Here is a 21,274-nt window from a genome sequence, read left to right as displayed (position 1 = left end):
GATAAGTATGATAAAAAGTTGAGGTGAAAAACGATGCCTACTTGGTTTATGTGGTTTATTGTCTTATGGACAATTTTTTTAATAACAGTAATGTTTATTGGTGGGTATTTTATGTTTCGGAAATTTCTTAAAAGGCTGCCAAAAGAAGATGGTAAATCCATTTTAGATTGGCAGGACTATTATATCGAAAAAACATTACACCTTTGGAATGACGAGCAACGAGATTTGTTAAACGATTTAGTCGAACCTGTTCCAGAATTATTTAGAGATGTAGCAAAAGGAAAAATTGCAGGAAAGATCGGGGAACTCGCGTTACAAGATAATCTTGATTACCTGCCACAAGATTATATTATTAGAGGGTATATACTTGCAACACCAAAGCGGGACCATAAATTTCTCATGAAAAAACTGCGAGAGAAAAACATCGATATGAAACCATATAAAGATCTTCTAGAAACGTCTTAATAAGCATAGGCCTTTTTAATGTGAATACTTGAACCTTTGTTTTTTTCTTCGATTTGTGTTTTTTACTCATGACTATTTTCGCATACCTTGTTGTTTTTATGGAGTACACTTCTCCACATGTTCGTTCCATTGCGCTCCATTTCACTACGAGAAAGCACATTTCTTCACAGCAACAATCTTTACGAAAAGAGCCTTACTATTTAAACTAATTACCAAATCTTTTTCTGTTCAACATTGGATAATATAAATTGCTATTTGACAACCTAGAAGTTAGATAAGCAAAACATTTTTCAAATGACAATAAAGATTAAAGGTGATGAAATATGAGCCAATCAAAAAGACAAGCCGAACGACAATTTAGAGCACGCAAAGAGGCACAGAATCCTCATGGAAAAATTAAGTCATTAAAACGACTCGCAAAAGAAGATGTGAAGGAATAAGGCTGTTTTAAAAGTTTGAATAGTGTTAGAGCAATGGCTCCGGTTCGCTACTAAAGTATAGCGACTACGCTCATTGCTCCGGTGGTGACTTAAAAGGGCAAAAAAGACCTTTTGAGTCACCACCTTTTAATTTAAAAAGTAGACGTGCCCTTGTGGGACATGTCTACTTTTGTTGTTTTATTCTGATTTCTCTTAAGTCTCCACAGGCATTGTACTTTTGCTCTGAAGTGAATTTTTTAGTCCTTTCTCTAGTTGACGAAAATTCATGTACATAGATATACGCCAAGGAATAATCATTCCATATGCAAGTAAAAAAAACATACCTGCTAATTCTTCTACATTTATTGTATCTCCAATTAGCAGCTTAAAAATAATTCGAGCAAACAGCAACCCTAATAATATGAACGCAAATGCTTTTGATCGTTTCATGTAAATTTGTTGATCTCTTATTTCAAACTTTGATGTTTTAATAAGCAGGATTGAAAAAATCATACCAACTAAAACAGCTTCTATTACCTGCAAAAAGGCTGGTCGGGCCGGCTCATATAAAAACATAAGAAACCCCGTTGACATGAAGATCGGTGGTATAATAATTTTTTTCGCTGACACTGGTCGTTTCGTCGCTTTTAAGCGTATAAAAATTGCGAATGATGCCATAATTACAGCTCCAACCGATGTTATCCATATATATATTTCGTCCAAGCTGCTCACCCCTTTCTTATCGGTGATAATTGTTCATTACTTAAAGATACAGGAAAGCGCGGCTTGTTTCAATTTAATTCAAATAGTTTCTGCTTGAATTAGTCATGACCTATGAGATAATACCTATTTTCCCCTTCTTTTATTGAGTTATGGTTGTAAATTTACTAGTTAATTTGTATAATTATTACAAGAATTAGAGAAGAAGGGAATCTCTATGAGCGAAGGATTACTTAGAACAATAGAACAAAAGCGAAATGAATTAATAGAACTTGCCCTCATCAAAGGACTTTCGTCGCATGCAGTATTAACCGTCAGTCAAGAGTTGGATACTTTACTGAACCATTATGAAAATGCTAATAATAAAGAGAACCACCTTCAAAAATGACTGTGGTTCTCTTTTTTCTCATTATCGCTCATTTCTTTACTTTAATCTGGGAGTCAGCACTTTCTAATTCGGATGACCCTTTTTGCAGTAAATACATCTTATGATATAGACCTTTTTGTTCTAATAACTCTATATGGTTACCACGTTCAACAATCTCACCTTTATGAAGAACAATAATTTGATCTGCATCCTTAATCGTCGATAACCGATGGGCAATCGCTATTGTAGTTCTTCCTTTTTGCATTCGTTTCAAGGCATCTTGGATTGCCTCCTCAGTTTCAGTATCAACATTTGCTGTCGCCTCATCTAATATAAGAATTTTTGGATTTGTGACAATTGTTCGAGCGAAGGATAAAAGCTGTCTCTGACCACTCGAAAAGGTCGAACCTCTTTCAGTTACTTTGGCATCGTAAGAAAGTGGTAATCTCTCAATAAATTCATTTGCCCGTACAAATCTAGCAGCTTCTTTTATATGATAGTCAGTTAAATCGTTCCGATATAAACGAATATTACTCGATATGGTACCTGTATAGAGAAATGGGTCTTGAAGAACAAGTCCGATATTATTCCTTAATTCCTTGTTATCAAAATGATGGATTGATTGTCCATCAATGACAATCTCCCCTCTATCAAGATGGTAAAATCTCATTAACAAATTGATGATCGAACTTTTTCCACTTCCTGTATGACCAACGAGAGCTACAGTTTCCCCTTTTTTTACTGAAAATGAAATATTTTTCAGAACATCCGTTTCACCGTCATAAGAAAAAGAAACATTCTTAAATTCAATGCTACCTTCTTCAATTTTAGGCAATCCTCGACCTTGCTTTGATGGTGCATATTCCTCATAGTCCATCAGCTTAAAGACACGTCCTGCTGATACAATAGCTTGTTGAAAAAGTGATAAGCGCATCATCATTTGATTAACTGGCTCGAAGAAACGATCCAAATAGTTAACAAATGCATATAAGACTCCTATTTCAACCGGGCTTGTAAAAGACGTAATCCCAAAATAGCTTAAAACCAAAATGAGGGCCAATATTGAAATTAAGTCAACCATTGGTCTTAACAAAAGGCCATCCAACTTCATGCTCTTCATACCAGCTTGGAGATGCTCTTCATTCACCTCACCAAACTCTTTTCGAAGACGCCTCTCCTGACGAAACATTTGAACGATGGCCATTCCTTGGATTGTTTCATTCATTTTCGCATTTAGTTGACTTACCTTTTCACTCATGTCCGCATAAAATTTAGAGCTGATTTTTCGATATAACTGCATTAATCCAAAAATAATCGGTAATAAGACAAGACAGAAAAGACCAAGAGTCGGATTCAAATAAAACATTGCTATAAATATTCCAATTAGGAACATAATGTTCTGAACAAAGTTTGCAAGAACTGTTAAATAAAACTCTTTTATAGACTCTGTATCGTTCGTAATTCGAGAAATCAGTCCACCAGCAGGGGTACGATCAAAGAATGCAAGGCCTTGTCGTTCGACATTTGAAAAAACATCAACTCGAAGTTGCTGAACAATTTTCAAAGATATTTTTTGAAACATAAATGCTTGAAAGTAATTAATAAAAACAGAGGACAGATGTAGTACAACGTAAATAACTGCTAACCATAATAAAGGTTCAAACGGAAAGTTCCGCGGTGTTAAATAATCATCTATAAAAATCTTTATTAAGATGGGGCCGAGAAGCTCTGCACCTGTTGCAAGGAGGAGCAAAGTAAATGCAATCATAAGTGATTTCATATGTTTCTTCGCATAACGAAGTAAACGCCAAAGAATTGCTCTTTGCTCGTGATTCGTTAAGACTTGATCCTTATGTTTCATCCTGCTGACCTCCTTGTTCCACTAACTCTTCTAATTGTTGGTGCTCATACATTCTCCGGTACCAACCATCTCCTTTCATTAATGTAGAATGATCCCCACGTTGGATAATTCGCCCTTCGTCTAAAACAATAATCAAATTGGCATGCTTAATGGCACTAAGTCGATGTGCAGTAATAATGGTCGTTTTCCCAGCACGATTTATCCTTAATGATTCAAGGATCTGTTCCTCTGTCTTCGCATCGACTGCTGATAAAGAATCATCTAAAATCAACACATTCGGGTCTGGCAAAACAGCCCTTGAAATCGCAATCCGTTGTTTTTGACCTCCCGATAATGTCACACCACGTTCACCTACGACTGTTTCATATCCATCTTTAAACCCAATAATATCATCATGAATACTAGCAAGCTTACAACTGTTCATAATTTCTTTTATAGATGCACTAGGTTTTGCAAATGCCACATTGTCAGCAATTGTTGCTGAAAAGAGAAAGTGATCTTGTGGTACATTCCCGAAACTAGCTTTTAAGTCATCTAACTTATACTCTTCAAGCCTTTTACCGCCAATGGTAATGACCCCATGTTCTATATCATATTCTCTCTGAAGAAGACGAATTATCGTTGACTTGCCACTCCCCGTTTTCCCAACAATACCTAACGTTTGTCCTTGTTTTAGTGTAAACTCAATATCCTGCAAAGCATAATCATCACTTCCTGGATATGAAAATTTTTGTATGGAGACATCGATGTCTCCAGTTGCTTTGTTATCACTCTTTGCAAAATCATCTGTAATATCTTGTTTTTCTGCTAACAATGAAGAAATTCGATCATAAGAAGCGCGTCCACGTTCAACGATATTAAATAGCCATCCAAACGCTAACATTGGCCAGATCAACAGGCCAAGATATAAAGTAAAACTCGTTAATTGACCAATTGTCATTTCGTCAGCAATGACAAAACGTGCTCCAAAAACAACTGCTAAAAAATATGATATTCCGACGATCAAAGAAATGGTTGGATCAAATAATGCATCAATTTTAGCAACAGCTACGTTTCTCTCAACAACTTCATTTGATTTATCCTTAAATCGATTGATTTCATCCTCTTCTTGGCCAAATGTTTTTGCCACACGTACTCCCGTCACACTTTCTTGAACAGTATCATTTAATTGCGAAAAAGCGGATTGTGCTAAGTGAAATCGCTTATGTAAAAGCGTTCCATAGTAACTCGTTAAATAAGCCATAAAAGGCATCGGAATTAAACAGATCAGTGTCAATTTCCAGTTAATGGTCGCTGCCATCGTAATAATAACAAATCCACCCATCGTTAATGAATCAACTAATGTTAACACTCCTTGGCCAGCTGTCATTTGCACTGCTCGAATATCATTCGTTGCATGCGCCATTAAATCACCTGTTCTATGACGTTGATAAAAGCGATGAGACATATTTGTAAAATGTTCATATAATCGATTTCGAAGCAACCTTGCTAATCGAATTGATGCTCCAAAGATAAGGACTCTCCAAACAAACCGTAAACCGTACGTAAGAATGCCAATTAACAATAAAACACCAACCCACATTAGTAAAATGTTTATTGTTAATGTTACATCTACTATGTGGTCCACTATGATCCCAACAATTAATGGAGGTGTTAATGTAAGAAGGGAAACAAGAGCTAACACAACAATGCCTAGCCCATACGATACTTTTTCTTTTTTAAAAAACCACCACAAATCTTTAAACACTTTCACTTTTCACACGACACCTTTCCTATCCAACGTTGGCCTTTCTGCAATTCACCTTTAGAACAAACTCATACGATTATTCGACATACCTTGTTGTGATTCCTTTTCCCTTCAAAAAACAGAAGGTTGTGGTACTATATGGCCACTAAGAGTAAATCCAATAAAAGTAGAAAAACACCTCAAACTTGAGGTGCTTGTCCATAAAATTATTTAGATTGTTGTTTCTGCATCGCTTTCATCATTTGATTAATTTTCTTTTGCGATGGATTTTGTCCCATTTGCATCATCATGACACGGAGCATTTGCTCGTTAAATGGTGGGTTCTTTTTCAAATAAGACATCATCGTCTTACGTGCTATAAAGAAGCCAATTGCAATACCTGCTGCAACAGCTAGGGTATACCCTAAAATATGAATCCACATAAGTCCAACGTCCTCCTTCGTGCTATCTAAACCTGTCGGGAAAATCCCGAATCAACCTTATCTATTATATCTTAATGACAAGAGATTTAAAAGCACTTCAGAAAAATAACGCTTGGCTTCTCATTAAACTTGTGTTGTTCTAAGCAAATCCTCTTGCTTAATAGGCTTTAGCCAACCATAGCGATGCTCTTCAATTGTAAATGCGAAAAAGGTTGGTTCACATTTCCTAAGGATTTCAAAGAACATGGTTTCTACATCAAATGACCCATCTGCTGTTAAGTAGAGTGCATCAGCACCAATCACAAGCTCTACTTTAGAATCACGGTCGGGAATATCAATGACATGTGTATTTTTCTTTTTTTTGTATCCCTCAATTTTCACAAGATCCTGTTTTAGTTTTTGTTGTAATAATAGGGCCGGTATAGGTTTGGTTATAAATTCAATTTGCTTCCTCAAAATTTCCTTTTGGCTCCCTTTCGCTTTTTCATGCTCAAGAAAAAGATAAAATAATTTTGCTTCTTGTCCGTAATATTGACGAGCAACATCTTCTTCAAATATATACAATTCATAATGTCTCATCATGGACACCCTCTCGCATTTTATTTTCTCTAGTATACGAGAACTCTAGTGAAATGATTGTCTGAAAGCGGAGCAGATAACCACTAATTTTGTCGAACAAAAAAACTGACTCAAAAAGAGTGGATTTTAGCACTTAGATTTCAGCTAAAACCCGACTAATGAGTCAGTTTCAATAAATTATTTTTGTAGCAATGCTTTAACTTTTGCTACAACATTCTCAACCGTGAAGCCATATTCAGCTAAAATCTTCTCTGCTGGAGCCGATGCACCGAATTGATCGATTGCTAATACATCACCATGGTCCCCAACATATTTATGCCATCCTAATGGAGAAGCCATTTCAATACCAAGACGTACTTTTACATCTGGCGAGATCACTTCATCTTTATAAGACTGTGACTGTTTCTCAAAACGATCCCAGCTAGGCATACTTACAACATCAGCATGGATGCCATCTTTCTCAAGAACAGCTTGAGCTTCTACTGCCAACGGTACCTCTGATCCAGATGCAAGTAATAGAACATCTGTTGTACCACTAGATTTCGAAACAATATATGCACCTTTTTTAACACCTTCATACGCAAGCTCTGCTGTATGATCTAGTGTTTTTAAGTTTTGACGTGTTAACACAAGAGCTGTTGGTGTATCCTTACTTTCTAGAGCCGCCTTCCAAGCTGCCACTGTTTCGTTACTGTCTCCTGGGCGAATGACAGATAGACCTGGCATTGCACGCAATGCTGCTAACTGCTCAACAGGTTCGTGTGTTGGTCCGTCTTCACCAACAGCAATACTATCATGAGTAAATACATAAATAACCGGTAACTTCATAAGAGCTGCTAGACGGATAGCTGGACGTAAATAATCCGAGAATACAAAGAATGTTGCACCAAAGGCTTTTACTCCGCCATGAAGAGCCATACCATTTACAGCAGCTCCCATTGCAAATTCACGTACACCAAACCAAATATTACGTCCTTCGTAATGATCACGTGAGTAATCACCTAAATCTTTCATGTATGTTTTGTTAGAACCTGCAAGGTCAGCAGATCCACCAAACAATTCAGGAACTTTCTTAGCAAAAGCATTTAATGCTTCACCTGATGATGAACGAGTGGCAATACTAGATCCCGCCTCGTATACTGGTGCTTCTGAATCCCAACCTTCTGGAAGCTCCCCACTATTTGCACGCTCAAATTCAGCTGCTAACTCTGGGTAAGATTCTTTGTACTTAGCAAATAGTTCATTCCACTCTTCTTCTTTCTTCGCACCTTCTGCTTTTACTTCAGCAAACATTTCACTTACTTCAGATGGAATATGAAATTCTTCTTCATGTAGCCATTCATATGTTGACTTCGTTAAAGCTACTTCTTCTTTCCCTAATGGAGCACCGTGTGAAGCAGACTTTCCTGATTTATTAGGTGAACCGAAACCAATGACCGTTTTTACTTCAATTAAAGTTGGACGGTCATCTTGTTTTGCTGCTTCAACCGCTCGATTGATTTCATCTAGATCATTGCCATCCTCGACACGAATTACTTGCCAACCGTATGCTTTATAGCGATCCTCTACACTCTCTGAGAAAGAGATATGCAAATCACCATCTAACGAAATATCGTTTGAATCATAAAGGACAATAAGACGGCCCAGCTTAAGATGAGCTGCTAAAGACGCAGCCTCTGCAGAAACACCTTCCATTAAGTCCCCATCGCCACAAATTGAATATGTATAGTGGTCAACGATATTGAAATCATCTTTATTATATGTGCTAGCCAAATGACGCTCAGCCATTGCCATCCCCACTGCCATTGCAACACCTTGTCCAAGTGGACCTGTCGTTGCTTCTACACCTGGTGTATGACCGAATTCAGGATGACCTGGAGTTTTACTTCCCCATTGACGGAATTGTTGTAAATCCTCTAATGATAAATCATATCCTGTTAAATGTAACAAACTATAAAGAAGCATTGAGCCATGCCCTGCAGATAAAACAAAGCGATCTCTGTTAACCCACTCTGGATTTTCTGGGTTATGATTCATAAATTTTGTCCAAAGACTATACGCCATAGGCGCTGCTCCCATTGGCATACCTGGGTGTCCTGAGTTTGCTTTTTCGATACTATCAATTGATAGTGTACGAATCGTATTTACTGCAAGTTGATCTACTAGTTTCGTCATGCTTTCATTTCCCTACCCTTCCACAATATCTGATTTCTTTCTCTATTCTTTTACATCTTATACTGTATCCTTAAATTTCACAAGCATTCAGACAAATCTTTCAACATACAAAAAAGCCTCTAAAGACTGAATTTAGAGACTTTTTAATGCATTGGATTATTTTTATTTTTTTTACTTTCTTTTAACGCATCAGGTGTAACGTCATTGCCATTTTCATCAACGACTGTTACCGAATGCAGGTGATTTTTAAACGATGCACGAAATGTTTGAAGATATTCTTTTCGTAGAGACTGTTGTTCCTTTTCTTCTTGTTTCGTCAATCCACTTGTTTTAGCTCGTCTAGATAATTCATTAATTCTAGCTAGTTTTTCTTTTGAAAGCATAATGAGCACCTCTTTCTACCGATTCATCCCCTTACTTTACCGTAACCGAATTCGGTTTTCAACTTAAAACAATTGGGTTATTGCTCACTTCTTTTCGTTTCAACTTTCTGATATTCTTGATAACGTCTATGGACTGTTGCTTTTGATATATCATAGCCAAATCCTCTTAACGTTGCTGCAATATCATAAAAAGTTAGATCCATGTTTCGAAGTCTAACTATTTCTTCAATGGGAACCTCTTTTTTCGAACGCCCTGCTCCAACACTATTTTTTATATTTCTCTCTGGCCTGTAGCCGTTTTTTATTGCTTCTTTCATGCCCCGTTTTATTTTACTATTATGTAATTTTCTTTGAAATTCTTCTACAATTGAGACAATCTCTAGCACCATTTCATCTGCTTCAGAAAGTCTTAATTCGCCATCGGCTTGGATTGTTAATACCCGAACGCTAAGTTTTCGTATTTGATGAAGAAGAGCTATCTTCGCATGTCCTCTTCCTAATCTTGTATCATCTTGTATTAAAAGGATGTTTGCTTTGCCTGTTTGAAAATAATCTAGTACTTGTAATATTCCTCCTCTATCAACATCATATCCACTAGCCTTTTCTTCAATAATATCAATAACTTGTATACCTTTTCTATCCGCTATCTCTTCTAACTCTCTTGCTTGCCTTTTCAAAGAAGATATTTGTTCCTTGTTGTTCGTACTTACACGACAATAAATAACGGCTTTACTCATGGACTGTTCTCTCAAATATTGTAGCAACCATCAAGCTATATTCTTCAGTTATTAAATTATTACTTACTTGTCGCTCACTATATACTTGTTTATCTTCTATTGATTCATGAGTAGGCGCAGATAAAATAATGGCCGCATACATAAATAATAATACAGCAACTGCTGCTAATATTATGAAAATTTCTTGTCCTGAAAAACGTCTAATCATTTCCTTCACCTCAATAAGAATGTCTGTTCGTTTATTATAATAATACGAACAATTGTTTGTGTCAATGGATTTTTAGAACAATTGTTTGCATTACATATGTTCGCATGTTACAATTTATCCAATTAGGAAACTTTGTGGGGTGTACATATGTCAAAACTATCAAAGCGCCAACTCGAAATACTAGATTTTATAAAAGTAGAAGTGAAAAAGAAAGGGTATCCCCCTTCAGTCAGAGAAATTGGAGAGGCTGTAGGTCTTGCTTCTAGTTCCACTGTTCACGGACATTTGTCAAGATTAGAGAAGAAGGGTTTTATAAGAAGAGACCCTACTAAACCAAGAGCGATTGAAGTATTAGACTTAGAAAATGAAACAGCACCAGTCCCAGATAAGAAAACAACATATGTACCAGTACTTGGAAAGGTAACAGCTGGTCTACCCATTACGGCAATTGAAAATATTGAAGATTATTTGCCTCTTCCTGAACACCTTGTATCAGGTGACAATACGTATGTCCTTGTTATTCAAGGTGACAGTATGATTGAAGCTGGTATTTTCGATGGAGATATGGTAATTGTTCGCCAACAACAGACGGCAAATAACGGGGATATTATTGTAGCGATGACAGAGGAAGATGAAGCAACGGTAAAGCGTTTCTTCCGAGAAAAAGATTATATTCGACTGCAACCAGAGAATTCTACAATGGCTCCTATTCTTCTTAAAGAGTGTACAGTGCTAGGTAAAGTCATTGGTGTATTCCGTACCATTCATTAAAGAAACCAAGCATGTCCCATAATGGATATGCTTGGTTTTTACTTTTAATTAGAAAAACAGATCCTATTTGGAAACTGCCTCTGCTTCTTGTTGTTCCTTTTCTTTTCTCTTCTCTTTTAAATAACTAAGAAGTACAAATGTCATTACTAACGCACTAACGATTACCATTCCATAACCACCTGTACCTTCGTTTAAGAGTATGCGAAACACACTTCTTAAGAAAAACATTACTGATAATACATACATGATTAACAATACAGTTTTTTTACTCATTACAACCACCCCTATGCTAATTATTAGTTATAACGTAGAAGAAAACAATATTGAATTCCTATTTTTATAAACCTTATAACCATTTTTTGGTTCATTTTAAGTGCTTGTCATATTACATGCTATATTGGGTCATTATATATTTAACATGGTTCTGTATATCACTCCACGAAAAACATCTAAACCATGTAAGCCCCTGCAAATGCTGGGGCTGTTTTTTAATGAAGTTTATGTTTTTTTAATACCTCTTTTTGCTGAATGCCTTTTTTACTAATATAATTATTTTTCCATCCTGCCCAAATAAAATAAGCCCCTGAAATAACCGCAACAACATCGTTTATATACTCTTCTGAAATCGTTTGATACCCGAGTAAATTTAAAACTGTATTAATAACTGCAAAGATTAAAATTGTAAAGCGACTTATTGATGCTTTATCCATTTGAACTCCTCCCATGCATGACTGGCATATGCTTTTAGAGCTAGTCTATGTCTGAAAAAAGCTGAAAATAACCTATTGTAGTAGTTGAAGGTTAAGGACAAGTATTATTTTTGGGATTTCTTTATCACTTTTTAGAGTCTTGCATAGGCTAACGTATACATTTTATTTAGAGGTGTATTACCTCACTACTCTATGATTTTTTGCATATTTTTAGTGAAAGGTGGCTATTACATGTATTATTATGGTTATGATTCAGGTTATGGATATGGCAGTCCCGTAATTACAACGAATGAGGTGGCTGGCGGCAGTAAATTTGATTTAATATTAATTCTTGTTTTGTTTATTCTGTTAATTATTGTAGGCGCTTGTTTTGTCAGTAATAAGTAAGCTAAACGACTTTTTAAAGGGTTATCCCAATAGATCAAAAGATTGATCTTTTGTGATAACCCCTTCAATAAGATTTACTCTTGATGGTTATGATGTTTTTTTTCCCATTTAGGAACGAATCCATTTTCCTTTAATTTGTCATAATGCTTGTCCATATGTGAAATGATTTTCTGACCTTTTTCTTCTGTAAACACACCATATTCAACATATTTGCTAATGATCACTTTCTTTTGATCAAACAATTCCTTATGCAAGCCAGCCATCTCCGTCTTTTGCTCTTCTGTTAACTTCATATCAGAAAGTCCTTCCGCACCAACTACCGGCATCACCCCTGAAGACAATACGACCGCAACAAACAAGCCTAATATAATCTTTCTCAATAAAACCAACTCCTTTTACGTATTTAGAATTAGCGTTTGTAAGATGACCATAATTATCCTTCTAAGGTTCGATTTACATATTTTTTCAAAAATATCACTTTATGCCAATAGAAAAACCCTCAACACATTAGTGTCAAGGGTTTGATCATCTTAATAGTTTTGCATATACTGGTCACGTTCCCACGGATGTACTTGCGTACGGAACATATCCCACTCGATTTCTTTTGCTTCGACGAAGTTTTCAACTGCATGCTCTCCAAGAGCTTTTACAAGAACATCGTCCTTCACTAAAGCATCAATAGCTTGCTTTAATGTAGCTGGAAGATCGTCAATGCCTTCTTCCTCACGCTCTTCTTTGCTCATGATGTAGATGTTACGGTCTGTTGCTGGTGGTGGAGTTAATTTCTTTTTAATTCCATCTAAACCTGAAGCTAACATAACTGCCATAGCTAAATATGGGTTTGCAGCTGGATCTGGACTACGAACTTCCACACGAGTACTTACGCCTCTTGAAGAAGGAATACGAATTAATGGGCTACGATTACGCATCGACCATGCAACATAAACCGGAGCTTCGTATCCAGGTACAAGACGCTTGTACGAGTTAACGATCGGGTTCGTAATTGCTGTGAATGCTTCGGCATGTTCAAGGATTCCTGCTAAGAACTGCATAGCTGTATCACTTAATTGTGATTCTGTTCCTTCGTCATAGAATACATTTCCTTCTTTTGTGAACAATGACATGTTCAAGTGCATACCTGAACCATTCACACCGAATAATGGCTTTGGCATAAATGTCGCATGAAGGCCATGTTTACGTGCAATCGTTTTTACAACTAACTTAAACGTTTGAATATTGTCGCATGCTGTAACCGCATCTGCATATTTAAAGTCAATTTCATGTTGACCAGGAGCTACTTCATGGTGTGATGCTTCAATCTCAAAGCCCATATCTTCAAGCTCTAGTACGATATCACGACGGCAATTTTCCCCTAAATCTGTTGGAGCTAAGTCAAAATAGCCACCTTTATCATTTAACTCTAATGTAGGCTCGCCATTTTCATCATTCTTAAATAAGAAGAACTCTGGCTCAGGTCCGATATTAAATGCTGTATATCCCATTTTTTCAGCTTCTTTTAACACTCTCTTTAAGATTCCACGTGGGTCTCCAGCAAATGGGGTTGGTTCTTCGCCAGGCTTTCCTGGAAGGTAAACATCACAAATTAGACGAGCAACCTTCCCTTTTTCAGGTGTCCACGGGAAGATAACCCATGTATCTAAATCAGGATATAAATACATGTCCGACTCTTCAATACGAACGAATCCTTCAATTGAAGAACCGTCAAACATCATCTTATTATCTAGCGCCTTAGTTAATTGAGTTACCGGAATTTCTACATTCTTAATAGTTCCAAGTAAATCCGAAAATTGAAGACGAATATAGCGAACGTTCGATTCTTCAGCAATCCTTAAAATATCTTCTTTTGTGAACTTTGCCATTTCTTGTATTCCCCTTTCAAAACTTAAATATATTAGAAAAACAAGTCGCAAAGGCCTTGTTTCTTCTTCCATAAAAAAACTAGTCAACTATTATGTACATTGAATCTGCAATTTAATGTTACTAGATGCACTGTACACTGTCAACTTTATGTAAAGGCGCCATACCTTGTGTTCTAAGCACTATGAACACTTTTGTCACTCGTTTACATCCATAATTGAATCAATCGCTTGTAATACAGCAATTTTGACATGTTCATAGGTTAGGCCACCTTGAACATAGGCAACATATGGTGGTCTTATCGGTCCATCTGCCGTTAATTCTATGCTTGCTCCTTGAATAAACGTACCAGCCGCCATAATAACAGGATCATTGTAGCCTGGCATAGGACTTGGTTGTGGGGAAACATGTGAATTTACTGGTGATGCTGCCTGAATTGCTTGACAAAAAGCAATCATTTTCTCAGCAGTGGGAAATTTAACGGATTGTATTAAATCTGTTCTTTTTTCATGCCATTTAGGAGACGTGTTCATACCTATATTCTCCAAAATAGCAGCTGTAAATACAGCACCCTTTAGCGCTTGCGATACAACATGAGGGGCTAAGAAAAAACCTTGATACATTTCCAATAAACTGTATAGACTTGCCCCTCCTTCTGCTCCAATTCCAGGAGCAGCTAATCGGTATGAAGCAAGTTCAACAAGATCACTTCTCCCAACTATGTATCCACCTGTTTTTACAATACCACCACCTGGGTTTTTAATTAAAGAACCGGCCATGATATCTGCACCTACTTCACAGGGCTCCATTGTTTCTACGAATTCACCGTAACAATTATCTACAAACACAATGACATTTTCTTTAATCGATCGAACAAACTGAATCATTTCTTGAATTTGTCCAATTGTAAAGGAAGGCCGTTCCCCGTACCCTTTTGAACGTTGAATTCCAATCACTTTCGTTTTGGCGGTAATTGAATTGCTGATTTTTTCTTCATCGATCCAACCAGATTGCAATAAAGGAACTGCATCATAACCAATTTGGAATTCCTTTAACGATCCATTTCCATTACCACGAATTCCTACAATTTCTTCTAACGTATCATACGGCTTCCCTGTTATGTATAGGAGATCATCTCCAGGTCTAAGTACACCAAATAAAGCAGTTGCAATCGCATGTGTCCCCGAAATAATTTGAGGGCGGACCAAAGCCGCCTCTGCACCAAAAACTTCAGCATAAATCGATTCTAACGTATCTCGCCCTACATCATCATACCCGTATCCAGTAGATGGTGTAAAATGAAAATCAGCTACTTGATGGTTACGGAACGCTTCCATTACCTTTGCCTGATTATGAAGAGCAACCTCTTCTATTTCTTGGTGATGCTCCCTTATTTGCTGCTCTACTTCTTTTGTCATTTGATCAAGCTTATTTTGGTGCTTTAACTTCAACATATTTATTCCTCAACTTTCACTTTCTTTGGTTCAATAATTGAACGAATGGCCAATTCATGACCTAATGCAGTAGTTGGAATGACATATCCCTGAATATCATAATGCTCGGTTTCTTCATTCCACTCTTGCTTCTTAATAATCGTTGATTCACGACATCTTGAAAGCAAACTTCCCTCCTCTGCCTTCAATAAAACATGATATTCTGTCATTTGTTCCATTAACTTTTCTTCAATAGCTTCTTTCAAACTATTGAGATCATCTTTATCGAATGCGCTAATCTCAATGGAATCCTCATCATGTGTTGGAAAAAAGTTTGCATCTTTTTGTTCACTTTTATTATAAACAATTAATTGTGGAATGGTCTCTGAATCTAACTCCTGAATTAACTCTTTCACTGTTCGCTCATGTTGCTCGTAATCAGGGTTTGAACTGTCCACTACATGTAACAGTAAACTGGCTTCCTGGAGCTCTTCCAAAGTAGAACGAAACGCTGCCACAAGGGTCGTAGGTAAATCTTGAATAAACCCAACAGTATCTGATAAAAGAATTTTCATGCCACTTGGTAAATTAAATTGTCTTGTTGTAGGATCAAGAGTCGCAAACAATTGATTTTCTTCTAATGTATCCACTTCCGCTAAGCGGTTTAAGATCGTTGATTTACCGGCATTTGTGTAACCAACGATCGCAACTTGAAATGCTTCATTTTGTTTTCTACGCTCCCTATAACGCTGACGATGTCCAACAACTGCTTCTAGTTGATGTTTAATTTCGTCCATTCTTCGGCGAATGTGACGGCGGTCGCTTTCGAGCTGTGTCTCTCCAGGCCCTTTTGAACCAATTCCTCCCCCTTGCCTTGACAAGGCTAAACCTTGTCCTGCAAGTCGTGGAAGTAAATATGAAAGCTGCGCTAGCTCTACTTGAAGCTTCCCTTCTCTTGAACGTGCGCGTGAGGCAAATATATCTAAAATTAATTGAGTTCTATCTATGACCGTTTTCTTCGTTCTAGTATGAACATTTCGTATTTGGCTCGGTGAAAGTTCATCATTAAAAACAATCGTATCAACGTCCTTCTCATCTAAGAGGACTTGTAATTCATCAACTTTCCCTCTTCCAATATAGGTAGAAGGTTCAGGCTTTTGACGCTTTTGTGTAATCGTTCCAACTACGGTCCCTTTTGCTGTTTCGACTAAACTTTTCAATTCTTCCATTGAATTATCAAAAGCGATGTCATCTGTTTCAAATTGACACCCAACAAGGACAACGTTCTCCGTTTCTTTATGATTAATCTCCTGCAAGAATATCCACTTCCTTTGTTTTTCGATCTTACCTTTATTTTGTCCATCGAAGACGTTCATACGCATCATACCATGAACTAGAAGAAAATAGAAAAAACAAATCAAAGTCTGAGACGAGAAAAGCCAATCAACCAAGTATCTGGTCGATTGGCCTTTCGTTAGTTCAATTTCACATGGGAGGAGTGGAATTTAAAATCCTCACGTTTCATCGTAAGGAGAGATTGCCGATCATACGCATTCTCCCTTAGTAATCTTACTGCCTGCATTCTAATCGCTTCCTCGATAATATTTCTAATGTATCTCCCATTGCTAAATGTTCTTTCTTGTTCATATCTGATTTTCCTAATATGATCACGTATATGAATTTCTCCGTCTGTCGTTAATTCATACTCGCGTTCAGCTAACATTCTCCTTACCATTTCCATTAATTGATCAGTCGTATAGTTAGGAAAATCAATCGCAATCGGAAATCGCGATGGCAAACCAGGATTGAGCGATAAGAAATACTCCATTTCTTTAGAGTAACCTGCCAAAATTAAGACAAAGTCATGTTGATGATCTTCCATCGCTTTTACTAACGTATCTATAGCCTCTTTCCCAAAATCTTTCTCGCCCCCTCTAGCTAATGAGTAAGCCTCATCAACAAAAAGCACACCACCGCTAGCCTTTTTTAGAACCTCTCTCGTTTTTTGGGCTGTATGACCAATATATTCTCCAACTAAATCTGCTCTTTCCACTTCCATAAAATGTCCTTTTGCAAGAACACCCATTTGGTGAAGAAAATCTGCAATAATTCTTGCAACTGTTGTTTTCCCCGTTCCAGGATTCCCCTTAAAAATCATATGAAGTACTTGTTTACTTGCTTTTAATCCGAGCTCTTCACGTCGTTGGTTAATATAAATCCAAGCATAGATTTCATTCACAAGTCCCTTTACTTCTTCTAATCCAACATATTCTTCAAGTTTCTCTTCAAAACGGGTTAAAATATCATGTTCTTCTTTTTCAAGTTCTGTTTGAAAAAGGGATTCATTTTTGCCCATCTTTTCAATTGGTTTATGATTTAATACGACATTAATACGTCCTCTTTTCTTGGAGTTAACCGGGTTACTCATGATGCACACCCCTTTGTTGTTCCGTTTAAGCACCAATTTGTCTTTTTTTATACTATACGCAAAAATAGGCGAACATGTGACAATCGCCTAGTGAAGTTGTTTAATTTATAGCTAAATACATGCCCCTCCTTTTTGTCTATCTTTACCATCTTACGCATAACGAAAAGGAAGGATTCCAAATTAATCGTACCGGAATTTAACTTCTTTATTGAAAATACTTCAAAACATTAGATGTCATATATTGCAAAGCATTATCACTTTCATTCGTACATAAAATGAACTAAATTCGTCTGTACCCTTTCCTAGCTCTAACAAAAGGTTTCAGATTTATTTTCAAGGTAGCCTTTACTTCACCAAGCTTTTTCTATATTATATAAAACGTAATGATTACTATTATCAAGGAGGCTGGTTTTAATGGCTAAAAAATCAAAAGTGGCAAAAGAACTTAAGCGACAAGAACTGGTTGCTCGTTATGCTGAAAGAAGAAGAGAGTTAAAAGAAAAAGGTGACTATATTGGACTGAGTAAGCTACCTAGGGACTCAGCACCAAGTCGCTTAACTAGACGTTGTGAGATGACAGGAAGACCACGTGGTGTTCTTCGTAAATTTAAACTTTCTAGAATTGCGTTTAGAGAGCTTGCTCATAAAGGACAAGTGCCTGGTGTAAAAAAATCTAGCTGGTAAGATTTATAAAGGGAATAAGGATGTGTGTAAAGTGGAAAAGAAAAAATCTCTAACTGTTATAACAGGCTTCTCTTTAAAAGAAAAGTGTGAGCTTATTAAGAAAATAAAAGGTAGAAAGCATGAAAACGTGAAGGTTATTCTTTTTCGGCCAATGAATATTGAGTTCTTTAAAAAGGCAGATGATCCTTTTACTCTTACCCAGTTCATAAGCGAAGCTGTTCATGATATAGAGATCAATACATTTTTTAATCTACTTGAAACACTAAAAAAGGAAGCTCAAAATAAGAATACAACTGAGATCATTCTGGATGTTTATCCAATCTCTGATATTCACACTTTTTTTGAGAGCTTAACTATTGGCAGTCAAAAATGGTTCCTTACGTCTCACATTCACGTTATTGATTCCAGAAAGTTTTGGTTTTCGTATTTCTCTGAACACGAAATCCTTGTTTATACCGATTCCACCCTTGCCACTTCTTATACGTTAGGAGAAACTCTCATTAACCAATTGGAATTAGCTGACTCCATTGTTTTGATGAATTCAGAACAGCTTTCACATGAACGAATGGGTGAATTAATGATGTTCATACGAAGCTTACAACCTAAAGCGTTAATACATTTAATTGAAGAGTTTAACTGGGAAATGAATAATAGGAAGACTGCTTTTGATACAAAAGCAGCCTCTTCCGTATATACACACCAGATTGAACTATTTTCATCTAGAAATAAACTGAAAGTCATCGGACAACATGGGATTGATACATTTATTTATCAGAGCTTTTCTCCAATCGATTTTACTCGCTTAGAGTCGAGTTTCTCTCAGTTGCCAAATGAGGTCTTTCGAATGAAAGGAAGGTGCTATAACCCCATTGCACAAGAACTTTATTCTATTTCACAAGTAGGTTCTTCGATCCAAGTTGACACAACTGAAATAGATACTTCAACATCGTTAGGGATATTAACAGAGTTTCTATTCATTGGAACCGAATTGGATCAGTCTGCCATTCAAACTTTATTAGATCGTTGTCTTTGCAATCAAAATAATTATAGTAACTTATCAGTTTAAGGGTACACATATGGATCTATTGGGGGTTGAATTTCTTCCCAATTGCTAACGTTAATAATAGCGATTAGGTTCCGATCATCTTTTCTTACATTCAATTCCCCTTTTACACGGATCCATGTATTTTCTTGGATTCCTAATGAATCTCCGCTTGCGATAACAAGTCCGGTTGCATGAGCGTCCGCAACACAATGGGTTACTAGAAACCTTGTAATGACTGTGTGATTTTTTGAATGAAATTCATCCTCTAATATAAAACCTTCCAATTCAATTGGCTGTCCTACAAAATTTTCAGGATAAGTTGTGACAATGCTGATATAGCGTGCAAAATTATGATTATCAAAATAAAGTACAGGCTGATTTAACATTTCTTGTACTCTATGATCCATCTTTGTTTCAATTAGTTTATGGTCTTCCAAATGACCATGATCATGGGTTGAATAGCTAACCCCACGCTTTAGTGCTTCCTCTGCACCGAAATCTTTGTAAGGAAGTAGAAAGCCACTTAGAAGAGGAATGGTGATAAGGCCATAGGCAAATATCGTTCTTAACGAAAGTCCGCCTTCACCCGAGCCATGATTACATCCCCAAGGTCCACACTCGCTATGGTCATGTTCATCTTGTGATGTTGTAAACATACGAGGTACTTGTACAAAAAATAAAAACAAAAAAATAACGGAAGCTATTTGGCTGAAATATAGATAATCTGGATTAATAAACCGAGTAATCTCCCCACTCTCATGTAATATGAAAATAAATACGGCAAAGAGTAGTAACACGAAAGCCTTTATCACTTGTCTTACTTGTATTTGTATAATTGTCTCTCCCTCCTTTTAAATCCATGGATGAACAAAAAGTAAAACCCCTAATACAACACCTGTTATAACCCCCATAAGAACAAGAACAAAACGAATATTAAATACAGCCATCATCATGATCGTATTTTTCAAATCAAGCATCGGTCCATAAATTAAGAAACCGAGCAATGAGGCTTGTGGAAAGAGATGTCGGAATGAGGCGGCAATAAAAGCATCAGCTTCTGAACATAAAGAAAGTAAATAAGCCAGACCCATCATAATAAGTGTTGAAGCAAGAATTCCCTCCCCAAAACCAAGAATGGACTTAGTCGATACATAGGTCTGAACAAATGCAGCTAATATAGCGCCCATTATTAAAAACTTGCCCATATCAAAAAATTCATCAATCGCATGTTCGAACATCGATTTTATTCTCTTCCCAATTGGTTGCTTGGAAACCATCTGTGCTTGCATAACAACAGATACCTTGCTTCGTTTTAATTGATTTGACCTGAAAAGAATACAAATGACTCCAGCAATAATGATCGCAATGACTAACCCTAGTCCCATCCTTAGAAGAGCCATCTTGAGATCCTCACCAAAAGCCATATAGGTGGAGAAGACTACAATAGGATTAATCAATGGACCCGTTAAAAGAAACCCTACACCAGCGAAAAGAGGAACGCCTTTAGCAATTAAACGACGCACGATGGGGACAATCCCACATTCACAAGCTGGAAATAAAGCACCAATGAAACAACTTGCAATGACAGCTAAAAATTTATTTTTGGGAATGAGCCTTTGAAGGTGCTCCTCAGTCACAAAAACTTGAATGATTCCTGCAATAAAAACACCTATTAAAACAAATGGGATGGCTTCAATTAATATAGATAGAAAAATCATATTAAAAGTTAGCAGTGACTCTGGAAGAAATAAATTACTTATTGTAAACCGTTCATTATAAAATATGATCAAAACCGCGATTCCAAGAAGAATAAAACCAATTACTTCTGTAAGATTATGTTGAGTCCGCATTTATT

The 21,274-nt window shown here is 36.7% G+C and carries 25 protein-coding genes; 7 read left to right on the top strand and 18 right to left on the bottom strand.

The window, feature by feature from the left end:
• Positions 1-33: 33 nt before the first annotated feature.
• Positions 34-465, top strand: a complete 432-nt coding sequence (locus MF646_RS05655) for a DUF2621 domain-containing protein (protein WP_250095519.1) — start codon at positions 34-36, stop codon at positions 463-465.
• Positions 466-788: 323 nt separating this feature from the next.
• Positions 789-905, top strand: coding sequence for a DUF6254 family protein (locus MF646_RS05650; RefSeq protein WP_250095518.1), 117 nt, complete (start codon positions 789-791; stop codon positions 903-905).
• Positions 906-1,097: 192 nt separating this feature from the next.
• Here the strand turns inward: MF646_RS05650 and MF646_RS05645 are convergent, their stop codons facing one another.
• Positions 1,098-1,607 (bottom strand): CcdC family protein, encoded by a 510-nt coding sequence (locus tag MF646_RS05645; protein WP_250095517.1) that lies wholly within the window; start codon positions 1,605-1,607, stop codon positions 1,098-1,100.
• 214 nt (positions 1,608-1,821) lie between these two features.
• Here MF646_RS05645 and MF646_RS05640 point away from each other — a divergent pair, with 214 nt between their 5' ends.
• On the top strand, positions 1,822-1,992 hold the full coding sequence (locus tag MF646_RS05640) for an aspartyl-phosphate phosphatase Spo0E family protein (RefSeq protein ID WP_250095516.1): 171 nt from the start codon (positions 1,822-1,824) through the stop codon (positions 1,990-1,992).
• A 28-nt stretch (positions 1,993-2,020) separates the two neighbouring features.
• On the opposite strand, the gene MF646_RS05635 is transcribed toward MF646_RS05640, so the two are convergent.
• From MF646_RS05635 to MF646_RS05600, 8 genes are all read right to left on the bottom strand, one after another.
• A complete protein-coding gene (locus tag MF646_RS05635; protein ID WP_250095515.1) occupies positions 2,021-3,832 on the bottom strand; it encodes an ABC transporter ATP-binding protein in 1,812 nt (603 codons plus the stop codon).
• The gene (locus tag MF646_RS05630; RefSeq protein ID WP_250095514.1) at positions 3,822-5,585 is read right to left on the bottom strand and encodes an ABC transporter transmembrane domain-containing protein; all 1,764 of its coding nucleotides are present in this window, start codon (positions 5,583-5,585) and stop codon (positions 3,822-3,824) included. The genes MF646_RS05635 and MF646_RS05630 overlap by 11 nt, the downstream gene beginning before the upstream one ends.
• Positions 5,586-5,785: 200 nt before the next feature.
• The gene (locus tag MF646_RS05625) at positions 5,786-6,001 is read right to left on the bottom strand and encodes a YneF family protein (protein ID WP_250095513.1); all 216 of its coding nucleotides are present in this window, start codon (positions 5,999-6,001) and stop codon (positions 5,786-5,788) included.
• Between the two features lie 123 nt (positions 6,002-6,124).
• Entirely contained in the window at positions 6,125-6,583 is a 459-nt protein-coding gene (sirA, locus tag MF646_RS05620; RefSeq protein WP_250095512.1) for a sporulation inhibitor of replication protein SirA, read from the bottom strand.
• 174 nt (positions 6,584-6,757) lie between these two features.
• On the bottom strand, positions 6,758-8,755 hold the full coding sequence (gene tkt, locus MF646_RS05615; RefSeq protein ID WP_250095511.1) for a transketolase: 1,998 nt from the start codon (positions 8,753-8,755) through the stop codon (positions 6,758-6,760).
• 143 nt (positions 8,756-8,898) lie between these two features.
• Positions 8,899-9,138 carry a DUF896 domain-containing protein gene (locus tag MF646_RS05610; RefSeq protein ID WP_250095510.1) on the bottom strand — a complete coding sequence of 80 codons (240 nt, stop codon included), beginning with the start codon at positions 9,136-9,138 and terminating at the stop codon, positions 8,899-8,901.
• A 77-nt stretch (positions 9,139-9,215) separates the two neighbouring features.
• Entirely contained in the window at positions 9,216-9,875 is a 660-nt protein-coding gene (locus tag MF646_RS05605) for a YneB family resolvase-like protein (RefSeq protein WP_250095509.1), read from the bottom strand.
• Positions 9,868-10,083, bottom strand: coding sequence for a hypothetical protein (locus MF646_RS05600; RefSeq protein ID WP_250095508.1), 216 nt, complete (start codon positions 10,081-10,083; stop codon positions 9,868-9,870). Before MF646_RS05600 ends, MF646_RS05605 begins: the two co-directional genes overlap by 8 nt.
• Before the next feature lie 147 nt (positions 10,084-10,230).
• On the opposite strand from MF646_RS05600, the gene lexA reads away from it, so the two are divergent.
• A complete protein-coding gene (gene lexA / locus MF646_RS05595; RefSeq protein WP_250095507.1) occupies positions 10,231-10,854 on the top strand; it encodes a transcriptional repressor LexA in 624 nt (207 codons plus the stop codon).
• A 63-nt stretch (positions 10,855-10,917) separates the two neighbouring features.
• Here the strand turns inward: lexA and MF646_RS05590 are convergent, their stop codons facing one another.
• A complete protein-coding gene (locus MF646_RS05590) occupies positions 10,918-11,127 on the bottom strand; it encodes a hypothetical protein (protein WP_250095506.1) in 210 nt (69 codons plus the stop codon).
• A gap of 215 nt (positions 11,128-11,342) precedes the next feature.
• Positions 11,343-11,564 carry a phage holin gene (locus tag MF646_RS05585; RefSeq protein WP_250095505.1) on the bottom strand — a complete coding sequence of 74 codons (222 nt, stop codon included), beginning with the start codon at positions 11,562-11,564 and terminating at the stop codon, positions 11,343-11,345.
• 231 nt (positions 11,565-11,795) lie between these two features.
• Between MF646_RS05585 and MF646_RS05580 the strand changes: the two genes are divergently transcribed.
• Positions 11,796-11,951 carry a YjcZ family sporulation protein gene (locus tag MF646_RS05580; protein ID WP_250095504.1) on the top strand — a complete coding sequence of 52 codons (156 nt, stop codon included), beginning with the start codon at positions 11,796-11,798 and terminating at the stop codon, positions 11,949-11,951.
• Between the two features lie 74 nt (positions 11,952-12,025).
• On the opposite strand, the gene MF646_RS05575 is transcribed toward MF646_RS05580, so the two are convergent.
• From MF646_RS05575 to spoVK, 5 genes are all read right to left on the bottom strand, one after another.
• Positions 12,026-12,331, bottom strand: a complete 306-nt coding sequence (locus MF646_RS05575; protein WP_250095503.1) for a YckD family protein — start codon at positions 12,329-12,331, stop codon at positions 12,026-12,028.
• A 150-nt stretch (positions 12,332-12,481) separates the two neighbouring features.
• Complete coding sequence (glnA, locus tag MF646_RS05570; RefSeq protein ID WP_250095502.1) at positions 12,482-13,831, bottom strand: type I glutamate--ammonia ligase; 1,350 nt, start codon at positions 13,829-13,831, stop codon at positions 12,482-12,484.
• A gap of 195 nt (positions 13,832-14,026) precedes the next feature.
• Positions 14,027-15,283: a methionine gamma-lyase family protein gene (locus MF646_RS05565; protein ID WP_250095501.1), complete on the bottom strand. Its 1,257-nt coding sequence runs from the start codon at positions 15,281-15,283 to the stop codon at positions 14,027-14,029.
• Positions 15,284-15,285: 2 nt separating this feature from the next.
• On the bottom strand, positions 15,286-16,578 hold the full coding sequence (hflX, locus tag MF646_RS05560; protein WP_250095500.1) for a GTPase HflX: 1,293 nt from the start codon (positions 16,576-16,578) through the stop codon (positions 15,286-15,288).
• Positions 16,579-16,736: 158 nt separating this feature from the next.
• On the bottom strand, positions 16,737-17,690 hold the full coding sequence (spoVK, locus tag MF646_RS05555; RefSeq protein WP_250095499.1) for a stage V sporulation protein K: 954 nt from the start codon (positions 17,688-17,690) through the stop codon (positions 16,737-16,739).
• 414 nt (positions 17,691-18,104) lie between these two features.
• Between spoVK and rpsN the strand changes: the two genes are divergently transcribed.
• Both rpsN and MF646_RS23370 read left to right on the top strand, forming a co-directional pair.
• Positions 18,105-18,374, top strand: coding sequence for a 30S ribosomal protein S14 (gene rpsN / locus MF646_RS05550; protein WP_250095498.1), 270 nt, complete (start codon positions 18,105-18,107; stop codon positions 18,372-18,374).
• A 31-nt stretch (positions 18,375-18,405) separates the two neighbouring features.
• On the top strand, positions 18,406-19,440 hold the full coding sequence (locus tag MF646_RS23370; RefSeq protein ID WP_250095497.1) for a GTP-binding protein: 1,035 nt from the start codon (positions 18,406-18,408) through the stop codon (positions 19,438-19,440).
• Here the strand turns inward: MF646_RS23370 and MF646_RS05540 are convergent.
• Positions 19,437-20,216 carry a TIGR03943 family putative permease subunit gene (locus MF646_RS05540; RefSeq protein WP_250095496.1) on the bottom strand — a complete coding sequence of 260 codons (780 nt, stop codon included), beginning with the start codon at positions 20,214-20,216 and terminating at the stop codon, positions 19,437-19,439. The genes MF646_RS23370 and MF646_RS05540 overlap by 4 nt on opposite strands.
• 54 nt (positions 20,217-20,270) lie before the next feature.
• Entirely contained in the window at positions 20,271-21,269 is a 999-nt protein-coding gene (locus MF646_RS05535) for a permease (RefSeq protein ID WP_250095495.1), read from the bottom strand.
• Positions 21,270-21,274: the final 5 nt, after the last annotated feature.

Source organism: Halalkalibacter alkaliphilus (assembly GCF_023555415.1).
In the GTDB taxonomy this organism is placed as follows: domain Bacteria; phylum Bacillota; class Bacilli; order Bacillales; family Bacillaceae_D; genus Halalkalibacter; species Halalkalibacter alkaliphilus.
Note: the sequence above shows the minus strand (reverse complement) of the source record. Positions and strands in the feature narration are given on the sequence as shown.